At 65.4% G+C, this 12,541-nt stretch carries 13 protein-coding genes; 5 read left to right on the top strand and 8 right to left on the bottom strand.

Annotation, left to right across the window (positions count from 1 at the left end):
* Positions 1-3: 3 nt before the first annotated feature.
* The 3 genes from QX010_RS07285 to QX010_RS07275 all read left to right on the top strand — a co-directional run bounded on the left by QX010_RS07285 (position 4) and on the right by QX010_RS07275 (position 2,998).
* The gene (locus tag QX010_RS07285) at positions 4-1,104 is read left to right on the top strand and encodes a serine/threonine protein kinase (RefSeq protein ID WP_316178574.1); all 1,101 of its coding nucleotides are present in this window, start codon (positions 4-6) and stop codon (positions 1,102-1,104) included.
* Positions 1,105-1,171: 67 nt separating this feature from the next.
* Complete coding sequence (locus tag QX010_RS07280) at positions 1,172-2,062, top strand: TauD/TfdA family dioxygenase (RefSeq protein WP_316178573.1); 891 nt, start codon at positions 1,172-1,174, stop codon at positions 2,060-2,062.
* 243 nt (positions 2,063-2,305) lie between these two features.
* Complete coding sequence (locus QX010_RS07275) at positions 2,306-2,998, top strand: TauD/TfdA family dioxygenase (protein WP_316178571.1); 693 nt, start codon at positions 2,306-2,308, stop codon at positions 2,996-2,998.
* Positions 2,999-3,011: 13 nt separating this feature from the next.
* On the opposite strand, the gene QX010_RS07270 is transcribed toward QX010_RS07275, so the two are convergent.
* The 5 genes from QX010_RS07270 to yajC all read right to left on the bottom strand — a co-directional run bounded on the left by QX010_RS07270 (position 3,012) and on the right by yajC (position 7,400).
* The gene (locus QX010_RS07270; RefSeq protein WP_316178570.1) at positions 3,012-3,872 is read right to left on the bottom strand and encodes a phytoene/squalene synthase family protein; all 861 of its coding nucleotides are present in this window, start codon (positions 3,870-3,872) and stop codon (positions 3,012-3,014) included.
* Positions 3,869-4,252: an Mth938-like domain-containing protein gene (locus tag QX010_RS07265; protein WP_316178568.1), complete on the bottom strand. Its 384-nt coding sequence runs from the start codon at positions 4,250-4,252 to the stop codon at positions 3,869-3,871. Before QX010_RS07265 ends, QX010_RS07270 begins: the two co-directional genes overlap by 4 nt.
* Before the next feature lie 55 nt (positions 4,253-4,307).
* Positions 4,308-5,333 carry a protein translocase subunit SecF gene (secF, locus tag QX010_RS07260; RefSeq protein ID WP_315799828.1) on the bottom strand — a complete coding sequence of 342 codons (1,026 nt, stop codon included), beginning with the start codon at positions 5,331-5,333 and terminating at the stop codon, positions 4,308-4,310.
* Between the two features lie 8 nt (positions 5,334-5,341).
* Positions 5,342-6,943, bottom strand: coding sequence for a protein translocase subunit SecD (gene secD, locus QX010_RS07255; protein WP_316178566.1), 1,602 nt, complete (start codon positions 6,941-6,943; stop codon positions 5,342-5,344).
* Positions 6,944-7,031: 88 nt separating this feature from the next.
* Positions 7,032-7,400, bottom strand: a complete 369-nt coding sequence (yajC, locus tag QX010_RS07250; protein ID WP_172108587.1) for a preprotein translocase subunit YajC — start codon at positions 7,398-7,400, stop codon at positions 7,032-7,034.
* Between the two features lie 203 nt (positions 7,401-7,603).
* Here yajC and QX010_RS07245 point away from each other — a divergent pair, with 203 nt between their 5' ends.
* Positions 7,604-8,608 (top strand): ATP-binding protein, encoded by a 1,005-nt coding sequence (locus QX010_RS07245; RefSeq protein WP_316178564.1) that lies wholly within the window; start codon positions 7,604-7,606, stop codon positions 8,606-8,608.
* A gap of 226 nt (positions 8,609-8,834) precedes the next feature.
* On the opposite strand, the gene QX010_RS07240 is transcribed toward QX010_RS07245, so the two are convergent.
* Together QX010_RS07240 and QX010_RS07235 are read right to left on the bottom strand one after the other, a co-directional pair.
* Positions 8,835-10,286, bottom strand: a complete 1,452-nt coding sequence (locus QX010_RS07240; RefSeq protein ID WP_315799825.1) for a LysM peptidoglycan-binding domain-containing M23 family metallopeptidase — start codon at positions 10,284-10,286, stop codon at positions 8,835-8,837.
* Positions 10,287-10,393: 107 nt separating this feature from the next.
* Positions 10,394-11,041, bottom strand: coding sequence for a protein-L-isoaspartate(D-aspartate) O-methyltransferase (locus tag QX010_RS07235; RefSeq protein ID WP_315800417.1), 648 nt, complete (start codon positions 11,039-11,041; stop codon positions 10,394-10,396).
* A 267-nt stretch (positions 11,042-11,308) separates the two neighbouring features.
* Here QX010_RS07235 and QX010_RS07230 point away from each other — a divergent pair, with 267 nt between their 5' ends.
* The gene (locus QX010_RS07230; RefSeq protein ID WP_315799824.1) at positions 11,309-11,692 is read left to right on the top strand and encodes a response regulator; all 384 of its coding nucleotides are present in this window, start codon (positions 11,309-11,311) and stop codon (positions 11,690-11,692) included.
* A gap of 8 nt (positions 11,693-11,700) precedes the next feature.
* On the opposite strand, the gene surE is transcribed toward QX010_RS07230, so the two are convergent.
* Positions 11,701-12,468, bottom strand: a complete 768-nt coding sequence (surE, locus tag QX010_RS07225) for a 5'/3'-nucleotidase SurE (RefSeq protein ID WP_315799823.1) — start codon at positions 12,466-12,468, stop codon at positions 11,701-11,703.
* Between the last annotated feature and the right edge of the window lie 73 nt (positions 12,469-12,541).

The raw sequence follows: 12,541 nt of genomic DNA, 5'->3' as shown, positions 1-12,541 counted from the left end.
CCCATGAGTTTGCCGAAGACTGATTCCGCCGTGCTGGCGGCACGTTGGAGCGAAGGCGTGCTGCTCAAGCGCGACGTGTTCTCGACCGTCGAGCGCGGCCGCTTCAAGAGCGAGGCCGGCGAAGTCGATGCGGTGCTGCGCCGGCTCGACGAGGTGCCGTGGTGGTCGTTCGTGCTGGCGCGGCATTTGTTCGCGCGCGAGCGCAAGGCGCTGACGCGCGCCAGGGGGCTCAACGCCGGCCCCGATCTGCTGTGGGCGGGCGATCGCGCGCTGGTCCGCGGCTTCATCAATGGCGTGGCGCTGCATCTGGCCAAGCCGCACGGCAACGTCGCCTATTTCCGCTCGGCCAAGCGGATGATGCGCCGGCTGCATCGCGCCGGAATCACGCACAACGATCTCGCCAAGGAGCAGAACTGGCTGGTCGGTCACGACGGCCATAGCTACGTGACGGACTTTCAGCTGGCCGCCTGCTTCGACAGCCGCAGCCGCCTGTTCCGGATCGCGGCCTATGAGGATTTGCGTCACCTGCTCAAGCACAAGCGGAGTTACGCGCCCGAGGCGCTGACGCCGAAGGAGCGCAAGATCCTGGCACGCAAATCGCTGTTCGCGCGCATCTGGCTGATGACCGGCAAGAAGGTGTATCGCGCGATCACGCGCGGCATCTTCAATTTCACCGACCGCGAGGGGGGTGGACGGCGCCTCGTCAACGATGCGCCGGTGCTGATGGATATGATCCGGAAGAACCCGGCCGTGCGCGATGCCGCGATCGTCGCCTTCGCCGACCGCCGAACCGGCGTCGGGCTGTATGCGTTCGTCGAGGGGGAGCAGCCTACGCTTGAAACCCAGTTGCAGAACGAGCTTGCTTCAGCCAAGGGCCCGAAGCCGCCGGAGCACATCCAGGTCGTGCATGCCCTGCCGCGCGACGCCAGCGGCAGGCCACGCACCGAGCTGTTGCAGCTGGTCGCGATGAACCAGATCGACCTGATCGAGCCGATGCTCACGAGCGACAGTGATCGCGCCTTCCTCAAGGACATCCTGGACTCGCGCAAGAACCTGCGCGACCGGTTCAATTTCGAGGCCGACCTGAAGCTGCCTTCGGCCTGAGCGGACGAGACTTCGCGGCCCGGCCATTGTATCCTGTGGTTGCAATGTCGTTTGGGAGGATTTGGCAATGAACGTCGAGACCCGCGCGGCGACAATCTCTCGGTCGTCGAGCATCGAGATCATCCCGACTGGCCGGCAACTCGGGGCGGAGATTCGACATGTCGATCTCAGGCATCTCGACGATGCGGCCTTCGGCGCCCTGCTCCGCGCCTTTCACACGCACTCCGTTTTGCTGGTGCGCGGCCAGGGTCTGACGGACCAGGACCTGATCGCCTTCAGCCGCCGCTTCGGTGATCTCGACTGGGCGCCGGTGCAGGAGAACGGGCGCCGCTTCGTCGACGGTCTGCCCGAAATCTATATCGTCTCGAACGTGAAGGTGAATGGCGAGGCGATCGGCAGTCTCGGCGCGGGAGAAGCGGTGTGGCATACGGACATGTCGTATCTCGACACGCCGCCGATCGCGAGCGCGCTCTACGCGCTGGAAATTCCGCCCGCCGGCGGCAACACCTCGTTCTGCAGCATGTATGCCGTGTACGACGCGCTTCCGCTCGAACTGAAGCGCCGTGTCGCGGATCTGAAGATCAAGCACGACGGCACCTACAACAGCGGCGGCTTCGTACGTCAGGGCGTGACGCCGACCGATGATCCGCGCACCTCGCCGGGCGCGATCCATCCGCTGGTCTGCACGCATCCCGATTCCGGTCGGCAGATGCTTTATCTCGGCCGCCGGCGCAACGCCTATCTGGTCGGGCTCGAACTGGCGGAATCGGAGGCACTGCTCGACGAATTGTGGGCGTATGTAGCCCGTCCGGAATTCGCCTGGGAGCATGTCTGGAAGGTCGGCGATCTCGTCATCTGGGACAATCGCTGCACCATGCATCGGCGCGATCCGTTCGATGATCATGCGCGGCGAATCATGCATCGGACCCAGATCAAGGGAACGAATCGCCCGCACTGATTCGCTTGCGCGCGACATCCGCACGATCAAGCGCCAGATTGCCTGCGAATGAGTTGCAGGTTGCTGGATATTTCCTCGTGCGTCGCCTTGAAGCGTCCAATTTCCGACTCAGAGCGGCAGAGTGTGCCGACAATCGGCAGATCGTGCCGCGATCCTTCCGCGAATTGCCTCCGAGCCGAAACACCCGCGACAAATTACGATGGTTGATTTGCAGGCGCTGGTGAAACTTGGGAGATGACGCAAGTGAGTCTCAGAAGCAACGTTGCTCGAAGCGCCGAAAGCAGCCTCATCCAGGTCATCCCGACGGGAAAGACGCTCGGTGCCGAGGTCTGCAATGTCGATCTCGGATCCTTCGATGATTGGGCGTTCGCCTCGTTCATGCGCGCGCTGCTCAAGCACCAGGTCCTGCTCGTGCGCGGCCAGCGTCTTGGTGAACGTGACATCGCGGCTTTCAGCCGCCGCTTCGGTCACGCGGATCTATTTTACACCTCTCCCGGCGGCTTGCTGGGCGACAGACTGTCATTCTGCAGCCTCTACGCCGCTTATGACGCGCTCTCGCCGGCGCTGCGCAGCCGCGTCGCTCATCTGAAGGTTCGTCATCTCTCGACCGACACCGCCGATGACGGCCGTCGCACCGTCATCGCAGGCCCGGTGCACCCGCTGGTCGGCAATCATATCGATACCGGCCGCTCGATGCTCGCACTGGGGCAGCGCCGCCATTCCTACGTCGTCGGCCTCGAGCAGGACGAATCAGACGCGCTGCTCGACGATCTCTGGCAGCTTGCCGAACGGCCCGAGTTCAGTTGGACCCACACCTGCCGGCCCGGTGATCTCGTCGTCTGGGACACCCGCTGCACGATCCACCGGCACGAGCCGCCGGACATGCCGAGACTCCTGCACAGCCCGCCACTCTGGAACACGATGCCCTCGGCTTGAGCCCGCGACGGCGTCAGCGCGCGCGAAAACTCGCCGTCCCCGCGGCCCGCCACAGCGTCCACAGCGTCGCAAGGCGCGAGCGGGGGCGCGGTTGAAACGGATCGTCGCGGGGCCCGGCCCGCGCGAGGTCGCGCCGGACCAGCGCGAGCGGCAGCAGAACCGGCCGCACGGCCGGCGGCGCCTGACGCGCCAGTTCGAGGGTGTGATCGAGATGCTGCCGGGCCTGCCCGCGCAGGTCCATGATCACCTCCTGGATCGCCGGTGATGCCTTGCCGGAGAACATCTCCTCCTGGCCGACGGCATGCCGCGCGAGAAGATCGAGCGGAACGTAGAGCTGCCGGTGGGCGGCATCGCGCGGCAGCGACGCGATCACCTGGAGCACCCCTTGCGCGATGCCGGCATGGTGCGCGAGATGATCGGCGTCCGCAAACGGCGGCGCGATGATCTGCGCGGCCAGCGCGAACAGCGCGCCACGCGTGTCGCCGAGATAGCCGTCCAGCGCCGCCATTGACGGCATCGGATCGTTGTAGAGATCGAACTGATGCTCATCGACCAGGCGCGTCAGCCGCTCGACCGGAAGCGCGAAGCGCTGCACGGTGAGCAGCAATTCGGCCGCAACGGGATTTCCCTCGGCGCCGCCATGTTCGTGACCCGTCAGCGTGTCGTGCCACCACTGCAGCCGGACTTCGCCCGGCAGCGGCTGCGACACCAGATCTCGAATGCGGCTTACTTCGACGTTGAATGCGTACAGCGACAACAGCGCACGCCGGGGCTCGGGTGGCATGAACAGCGTCGAGGCGTAGCGGTCGAAATCGTGCTCGCGGACAAGGCCTGCACAGAACGCGGCGTCGCTGTTGGCGCTCGTCTCGCTCATGGGACGGCGATGAGCGCTGCCGCAACCCGGCGCCGCTCGCCGATCATGACGTTGTAGGTGCGAATCGCGGGGCCGGTCTGCATCGCATCGAGCACGACGTTCACGCCGCGCAGGGCCGCGCGCAGCGGTGCGGGCGGGATCCAGACTTCGTTTCCGGTGCCGATGATGAGCGTGTCGATTCTATTCGCCGCGTCGAAAACGCGCTGCAGCGAATATCGGTCGATCTGGCCGGGCCGAGTGACATCCCAGGCCCAGATCGAGTCGGGCAGGCACAACAGCGAGCCGCGGTGCGACATGCCGGCAAAGGCAAAGCCGCCTTTGCCATAGCCGTCGATCGGCGCCGATCGCGGGAAGTGCGGAGTGTCGTTCGGAGTGGTCATGCCCGAGACCAGCTTGCTGCCTCCAGATCTGATCCGAAGGCAAGCTTCCTTCGAATCACGGCATCTTCTTCTTCGCCGCCGGCTTCTCCTCCTGCGCTTCGGCTCGGACCGAATGCACGCCAAGATAGATGAGGATCGGCGACGCGATGAAGATCGAGGTGTAGGTGCCGACCAGCACGACTCCGAACATCATCACCGCGGTGAAGCTGTGGATCGCCGGGCCGCCGAACAAGAGCAGCGCCAGCAGCGCCAGGGTCACCGTGACGTGCGTGATGATCGAGCGCGACAAGGTCGAGTTGATCGATTCGTTGAGCAGCTGCGGCATCGGCATCTTCTTGTAGCGCCGCAGCATCTCGCGGATACGGTCGTAGATGACGACGGTGTCGTTCAGCGAGTAGCCGAGAATGGTCAGCAGCGCCGCGATGCTGGTGAGGTCGAAGTCGACCTGGCTGATCGACATGAAGCCGATGGTCAGCACGATGTCGTGGACGTTGGCGATCATGGCGCCGAGCGCGAACTGCCACTCGAACCTGAACCAGAGATAGATCAGGATCGAGACGATCGCGAGCATCAGGCCAAGCAAGCCGACGGCGAGGAACTCGCCAGAGACGCGCGGACCCACGACCTCGACGCGGCGATATTCGACGGAATCACCGATCGCCGCCTTCACCTTGTTGGCGGCCTCCTGCTGCGCGGCATCACCGCCAGGCTGCTCGGCGATACGGATCAGAACCGATGCATCAGTATCAGCACCGAACTGCTGCAGCTGCACTTCGCCGAGGCCGAGCGTCGACAGCTTCGCGCGCATCCCCGCAATGTCGGCAGTGCCGGACTTGGCCCGCACCTCGAGCAGGGTGCCGCCGCGGAAATCGATGCCGAGGTTCAGGCCATGGGTGAAGAACAGCACGATCGCCAGGATCGACAGCGCCGCAGAGATCGGGAAGCTGATGCGGCGGAACTGCGTGAAATCGAAATGCGTGTCGTCGGGAACGATGCGCAGCGACGGCAGCAGGCCGAGCGCGCTGACCACCGTCAGCACCACGATCAGGATGCCAAGCCCGATGAGAACCCAGTGTGTCACAGTAGCTCCTAGATTGGCACGCTTTGCGGCCGCTTCCACCGCACCCACCCCGCGACGATCAGACGGGTGAGCGTGAAGGCGGTGAAGACCGTGGTGAGGATGCCGATGCCCAGCGTCACGGCGAAGCCGCGCACCGGGCCGGTGCCGATGTAGAACAGCACGGCGGCGGCGATGAAGGTGGTGATGTTGGAGTCGAGAATGGTCGCCAGCGCGCGCTTGAAGCCGGCGTCGATCGCCGAGATCGCGTTGCGGCCGCCACGCAGCTCCTCGCGGATGCGCTCATAGATCAGCACGTTTGAGTCCACGGCGATGCCGACCGTCAGCACGATGCCGGCGATGCCCGGCAAGGTCAACGTGGCGTTGAGCAGCGACAGCACACCGAAGATCATGGCGACGTTCACGACCACCGCGATGTTGGCGAACACGCCGAACAGCCGGTAGGTCACCAGCATGAACACGATGACGAGGATCGAACCGACATAGGAGGCGAGCTCACCCTTGGCGATCGAATCGGCGCCGAGACCCGGACCGACGGTGCGCTCCTCGATGACCGTGAGCGGCGCCGGCAGCGCGCCGGCGCGCAGCAGGATCGCGAGCTCGTTGGCCGACTGCACGGTGAAATTGCCGGAGATCTGGCCCGAGCCGCCGGTGATCGGCTCGCGGATGACCGGCGCCGAGATCACCTTGTTGTCGAGGACGATGGCGAACGGCTGCCCGACATTCTCGGTCGTGGCCTGCGCGAACTTGCGCGAGCCGGCCGAGTTGAAGCGGAAGGTGACGATCGGCTCGTTGGTGCGCTGGTCGAAGCCGGTCTGCGCGTCGGAGAGATCTCCGCCGGAGACCAGCACCTGCTTCTTGACGACATAGGGCTGGTTGGGCGGCGACGCGCTCTGCAGCACCTCGGAATCCGGCGGCACCCGCCCCTGCATCGCCTGATCCGCCGGCACCGAGGTGTCGACCATGCGGAATTCCATCTTGGCCGTGCGCCCGAGCAGGTTCTTGAGCTGCGTCGGATCCTGCAAGCCCGGCACCTGCACCAGGATGCGGTCGTTGCCCTGGCGCTGGATCACCGGCTCGACGGTGCCGAGCTCGTTGACGCGGCGCTCGACGATCTGCATCGACTGCTCGATGGTCTGGCGGATGCGTTCCGTGATGGCCGCCGGCGGGATCGTCAGCCGGACCAGTCCGCCGCCGGCATCGCTGACCTCGAGGCTGCGCTGGCCGCTGGAACCGAGCAGCCCACCGAGCGGCTGCGAGAGATCACGCAGCTTGGAGATCGCAGTTCCCGTGTCGCCTTCCTTGGTGATCCGGACCTCGACCCCATCACCCCGGCTCACCAATCCGGTGTAGCCGATCTTGGCATCGCGCAGCGTGCGGCGAACGTCGTCGCGCACGGCATCGAGCCGCTCCTTCTTGATGTAGTTGGAGTCGACCTCGAGCAGCAGATAGGAGCCACCCTGCAGGTCGAGGCCGAGCACCAGCCGGCGCTGCGCCCAGGCCGGCCAGGTCTTGACCGTCGCCTCGGAGAAGAAGTTGGGCACCGCGCACAGGCACACGACGAGCGCCGTGAGAATGATGCCCAGCGCCTTCCACCGCGTGAAATACAACATGGAGCTTGTCCGTAAGGGCCGTAGCCGGCCCGAAAAATCAGAACATCACTAGAGAGCGAAGGCCGGAGTTGATCTGGCCGGGCCGCAATCAGCTCGCGGCCTTCTCGTCCTTCTTGTCGTCCTTTGCGTCTGCCTTCGCGGGCTCGCCCTTGGTGCGGACGCCGGTGATCATCTGGCGCATCTGGCGCACGCGGATGCCGTCGGCGATCTCGAACTCGACCTGGTCGTCGTCGACGACCTTGGTCACCTTGCCGACCAGGCCGCCCTGGGTCACGATGGTGTCGCCGCGGCGGACGTTCTTGACCAGGTCGGCATGCTCTTTGACCTTCTTCTGCTGCGGCCGAAGGATCAGGAAATACATGATCACGAAGATCAGCGCGAACGGCAGCAGCGACATCAGCATGCTGTTGGTGTCGCCAGCGCCGGCGGCCTGGGCATAGGCAGGGGTGATCAGCATGTGGTCGATCCTCGTGGGCAGCGCCCGGTGAGACGGGAATAGCCGGCGAACCACGCATGTCTCGGCGCGGGCCGGCCTCTTGCGAATTTCGCGCGGAATATAGCGGCAGCAGTCCCAATAGCAAGGCGCCCCGCCCCTTCATTTCGCCCCGCTTGCGGCAGCCGGCGAGGCCCGATATGGCTGCCCCATCAGGAACTTGCAGCATGTCGAAAAAACCAGCCAAAGCCCCGTCCCGTAGCCCCGCCAAAAACGCCCTCGGACCGCTCGCCAAAGGCACCCGGCCTGCAGCGCAAAAGCCACGAGAGATCGCGGCAAAACGTCCTGCCCGCCCCGCCTCCGACGATACGGCTGACCGGATTGCCCGTGCGCTGGAAGCCATTGCCGCGCATCTGGCGGCAACCCATGCGGGTGCCACGCCCGCGCTTGACCTCAACGCGGCCGACGCCTTCGTCTGGCATCCGAACGGCCGGCTCTCGACGGTGCCGCGCGTCAGCCGTGTCGAGATCGACCTGCTCAAGGGCATCGACCGGATGCGCGACATCCTGATCGAGAACACCGAGCGCTTTGCCAACGGCCTGCCGGCCAACAACGCCTTGTTGTGGGGCGCGCGCGGCATGGGCAAATCATCGCTGGTGAAGGCCGCCCATGCCAGCATCAACGTCACGCGCAAGCCGGCCGACCGGCTGAAGCTGATCGAGATTCACCGCGAGGACATCGAGAGCCTGCCGGCGCTGATGGACATCCTGCGTGCCGCGCCGTTCCACTTCATCGTGTTCTGCGACGACCTGTCGTTCGACGGCAATGATGCGTCCTACAAATCGCTGAAGGCCGTGCTCGAAGGCGGCATCGAGGGACGGCCCGAGAACGTCATTCTCTACGCCACCTCGAACCGACGCCATCTGTTGGCCCGCGATATGATCGAGAACGAGCGCTCCACCGCGATCAATCCGGGCGAAGCGGTCGAGGAGAAGGTCTCGCTATCCGACCGTTTCGGCCTGTGGCTCGGCTTCCACCGCTGCAGCCAGGACGAATATCTCGCGATGGTCAAAGGCTATTGCGGCCATTTCGACATCGCAGTCGCCGCGGATCAGTTGGAGCGCGAGGCGCTGGAATGGGCCACGACGCGCGGCTCGCGCTCCGGCCGCGTCGCCTGGCAGTTCACGCAGGATCTGGCGGGCCGCCTCGGCGTGCGGCTGAGCGCGAAGTAATCCGACCTTCCGCGCCCCATCGCAGGCGATGACAGTCGCCTACGTGGCACGCAACCAGTCTCAGCCTCCGTCATTGCGAGCGCAGCGAAGCAATCCAGAGTCCCGCACACCACCCTGGATTGCTTCGCTGCGCTCGCAATGACGCCTTTGGCTGATATCCCGCCTCAAACGACAAGGGCTCGCCCAGAGGCGAGCCCTTGCATGTGAGGACGGCAGGCGTCGCGGCTCACGCCCCGTTGAGGAATTGCAGCGGGTCAACCGGAGACGATCCCTTGCGGATCTCGAAGTGGAGCTGCGGCGATCCGACTTCTCCCGATTGACCCGACTTGGCAATGACCTGGCCGCGCTTGATCGGATCACCGCGCTTCACCATCAGCTCACTCGCATGGGCATATGCGGTGACATAGCCGTTGGAATGCCGCACCAGGACCAGATTGCCATAGCCCTTCAATTCATTGCCGGCGTAAGCGACGACGCCATCTTCGGCTGCCTTCACCGGGGTGCCCTCGGGCACGGCGATGTTGATGCCGTCGTTGGACTTGCCGTTGGTCTTGGCGCCGTAGCTCGTGATCACCTTGCCGCGAGCCGGCCAGCGGAAGGTCGGCAGCGAGCTGGTGGTTTCGGCCGGCCGCGCCGGCTCCTCCTCCTTCTCGGGCGCCGGATTGGCCTGGGCCAGGCGGGCGCTCTGGACCGGACCTGCCGCCGCAACCCGCGTCGTCGGCGCTGGCGCCGGCACGGTCGCAACCGCCTGGGGAACGGTTGCGACCGGGGCCACCGGCGCGGCTGCCGCTACGGCCCTGCCAGGGACGGTCAGCCTGGTCCCGAGCTTCAGCGGCGATGCCTGATCGATGTTGTTGGCGCGGGCGAGCTCAGCCGCCGTCAGATGATTCTGGCGGGCGATGCTGGCGAGTGTCTCGCCGCGGTTGACGAAGTGGACGGTGGACGGTGCTGCGGCCGCCACCGGCTTCGGCGCGATCATTGGCGCCGCAGCAACGGGCTGGGCCGCGGGCGCAGCCGCCACCGCGCCAGGATGCGGAATGATCAGCTGCTGGCCCGGCGACAACGCGCGCGGCCCCTTGTAGCCGTTGGCAGCCAGGATCTCAGCCGGCGTCACGCGGTAGCGCTTGGCGAGGATGTCGAGCGTATCGCTGGTGCCGACGATGATCTTGGTGCCACTGGCAGGACGCGCGGCCGCGACCGAACGCGGCGGCACGGTGCCGGTGGTCTCGAGCCGCGGCTGAGCCGGCGGAGCATAGGAATGCGCCGGCTGTGCATAGGCCTGGGGTGCGGCGACGGCGGGCGCTGCGACGGGGACCGCAGCGGGTGGCGCATAGGATGCGACGCCGCGCCCGCCCGACGACATGCCTCCGGCACCGCCGCCCGTCGGATAGGATTGCGGAGCCCCGACCGCCGGGGGCGGCAGCGCCGCGGACGAATAGGCTGGCGCCGGCGCGGGAGCCGGCGTGTAGGACTGGCTATATTGCTGGTGCTGCCGGGGCGGCTGCGCCTGCACCGACCCGGTGGAATCGGATGCAAACGGGTTTGAAAACGGATTTTGCGTCTGCGACAGCCGCGTCGACATGTCGGCGCTGCAGCCGGCGACGCCGAATGACATCAGCGCCAACGCCGCAACCTGCGGCAGGCGGCGCGAGCGAAGCAACTCGACAGTGGCGGGCATGGTTACTCACTCGTACGCAACAAACAACGAATTCGAGTAAACACAGCCGCGGTAAATAAGCGCTTAAGCCGCGAATAAAGCGTTGTGCGGCCTGCTGATCCGTCTCTTTAGAGTTCGCGCGCAATTCCCGGAATTGCCGGCACAAATCGCACGTCGACGAGCTCTTTTCGGTCGAAACGATCACCCGTCCGCGTGATCCTGACGAGCGTCTGCACCCCGTGTTGCGGCCCGACCGGCGCGATCAGGATACCGTCCGGCTCCAGCCGGTCGAGCAGGCTCTGGGGAATCTCATCCATCGCCGCCGTTACGATGATGCGGTCGAACTGGCCGCCCCCCGGCGGCAGCGCGTAGCCATCGCCGAGCATGACCTCGACATTGAAGCAGCCGAGCTTCTCCAACCGCTCCCTGGCCTTGTCGGCCAATGTCCGGAAGCGCTCCACCGTCAGGACGTTGGTAACCAGCCTGGACAGAATCGCGGCCTGGTACCCCGACCCCGTCCCGATTTCGAGGACACGATGGGACTTCTGCAGCTTGAGCTGCTCGGTCATGTAGGCGACGACGAAGGGCTGGCTGATGGTCTGTCCACAAGCGATCGCCATCGCGCTGTCGCGATAGGCGTCCGGGCGGTCGGCCGGCAGAACGAACTCCTCCCGCGGCACCTCTTCCATCGCACGCAACACCGCCTGATCGCTGATCCCGCGCCGACGCAGGGTCAGCTGAAACATCATTTTCTCGGGAGGAGCAGCTGGGGGCATCGGGATGTCGGTTGGTGGGCTCCTGCGCAATTTACCTGCCGGGCGAGGGTTGCGCACCGATTTTCCGCGCGCCCGTCGCAACCAGGATGCACCGTCATGGTCCCGACGACGACCGCGTTCCGCACGAGGAACCAAGTCGGGTCCGGTTCGTTCACCTTATGGGCGATCGTGCCCACGCCGCACGGCCATGAAAGACGACATTGTTGACGTTGCGCCATAAGCCGTTATTTGCGAGCGTCAAATCGGATATGGGCAAGGACTGACATCATGACTGCACCGCGGCCGCCGCGCGGCTCTGTGTTTTTGGTTGAAGACGAAGTCATGATCCGAATGATGGTGGCCGACATGCTGGAAGAGCTCGGCTACACCGTCGCGGCCGAGGCCGGCGAAATCGGCGAAGCGATGCGGCTGGCCGAGAGCACCTATTTCGACGTTGCCATTCTCGACGTCAACGTCAACGGCAAGGTCATCTCGCCGGTGGCCGATCTCATCAAGGCGCGCAACCGGCCCTTCATCTTCGCAACCGGCTACGGCTCGTCGGGGTTGCCGGAAGAATATCGCGACCGGCCGGCCCTGCAGAAGCCGTTCCAGCTCGAGACGCTCGGAAAGGCGATCGATCATGCCCTGCGTGGCGCTGAGCCGCAGGGGTAGAAGGCGCTTCAGCCGAGAATGTCGCTGAGCTTGCCGGAGAACGCCTCGTCCGTGCGATCCAGGCGAAGCGGAGTCACTGACACGTAGTGCGCCGCGAGAGCTGCGAGGTCCGTCCCCTCGTCGGGCAAATCGAGCGAAGCTGCCCGGTCGAAGCCGATCCAGAAATAGGGGTTGCCGCGGCCGTCGCGCCGCTCATCGACCTTCAAGAAGCCGAGATTGCGCTTGCCCTGGCGGGTGACCACGACGCCCCTGACCTCTTCCGGTGCACAGGCGGGGAAGTTGACGTTGATCACTGTATTCCTCGGCACGCCGGCTTCGAGCACCTTGCGCACGATCTGCGGGCCGAATTTGAGCGCGGTGTCCCAGGACGGCTTGTCGCGAGTGGCGATGCTGAATTCCTGCGACAGGGCGAACGACGGCAAGCCGAGAATGGTGCCTTCGAGCGCGCCGGCGATGGTGCCCGAATAGACCACGTCCTCGGCAACGTTGCGGCCCTTGTTGACGCCGGACAGCACCACGTCGGGCAGCTTCGCCCCCAGGATATGCCGGGCCCCCATGATGACGCAGTCGGTCGGCGTGCCGCGCACGGCAAAGTGGCGCGGGCCGACCTCGCGCAGCCGCAACGGATCATTGAGCGAGAGCGAATGCGACACGCCGCTCTGGTCGAGCTCGGGCGCCACGATCCAGACGTCGTCGGACAGGGCCCGTGCGATCTCCTCGATCACCTTGAGACCCGGCGCATGGATCCCGTCGTCATTGGTGCAGAGAATCCGCATGGCCAACCTTCCGTCTCTTCGAAAGCATCGTTCGGGGGTGTCTTATCTGCTGTGCAGCAGCGAGGCAAACCCG

This window comes from Bradyrhizobium sp. SZCCHNRI1009, from assembly GCF_032487575.1.
Lineage (GTDB): Bacteria > Pseudomonadota > Alphaproteobacteria > Rhizobiales > Xanthobacteraceae > Bradyrhizobium.
Note: the sequence above shows the minus strand (reverse complement) of the source record. Positions and strands in the feature narration are given on the sequence as shown.

Excerpts from the sequence above, each read along its gene's own strand:
- QX010_RS07285 (WP_316178574.1), top strand. The coding sequence starts at position 4 with ATGAGTTTGCCGAAGACTGATTCCGCCGTGCTGGCGGCACGTTGGAGC.
- QX010_RS07280 (WP_316178573.1), top strand. The coding sequence starts at position 1,172 with ATGAACGTCGAGACCCGCGCGGCGACAATCTCTCGGTCGTCGAGCATC.
- QX010_RS07270 (WP_316178570.1), bottom strand. The coding sequence starts at position 3,872 with ATGAGCGAGACGAGCGCCAACAGCGACGCCGCGTTCTGTGCAGGCCTT.
- QX010_RS07265 (WP_316178568.1), bottom strand. The coding sequence starts at position 4,252 with ATGACCACTCCGAACGACACTCCGCACTTCCCGCGATCGGCGCCGATC.
- secD (WP_316178566.1), bottom strand. The coding sequence starts at position 6,943 with ATGTTGTATTTCACGCGGTGGAAGGCGCTGGGCATCATTCTCACGGCG.
- yajC (WP_172108587.1), bottom strand. The coding sequence starts at position 7,400 with ATGCTGATCACCCCTGCCTATGCCCAGGCCGCCGGCGCTGGCGACACC.
- QX010_RS07245 (WP_316178564.1), top strand. The coding sequence starts at position 7,604 with ATGTCGAAAAAACCAGCCAAAGCCCCGTCCCGTAGCCCCGCCAAAAAC.
- QX010_RS07240 (WP_315799825.1), bottom strand. The coding sequence starts at position 10,286 with ATGCCCGCCACTGTCGAGTTGCTTCGCTCGCGCCGCCTGCCGCAGGTT.
- QX010_RS07235 (WP_315800417.1), bottom strand. The coding sequence starts at position 11,041 with ATGCCCCCAGCTGCTCCTCCCGAGAAAATGATGTTTCAGCTGACCCTG.
- QX010_RS07230 (WP_315799824.1), top strand. The coding sequence starts at position 11,309 with ATGACTGCACCGCGGCCGCCGCGCGGCTCTGTGTTTTTGGTTGAAGAC.
- surE (WP_315799823.1), bottom strand. The coding sequence starts at position 12,468 with ATGCGGATTCTCTGCACCAATGACGACGGGATCCATGCGCCGGGTCTC.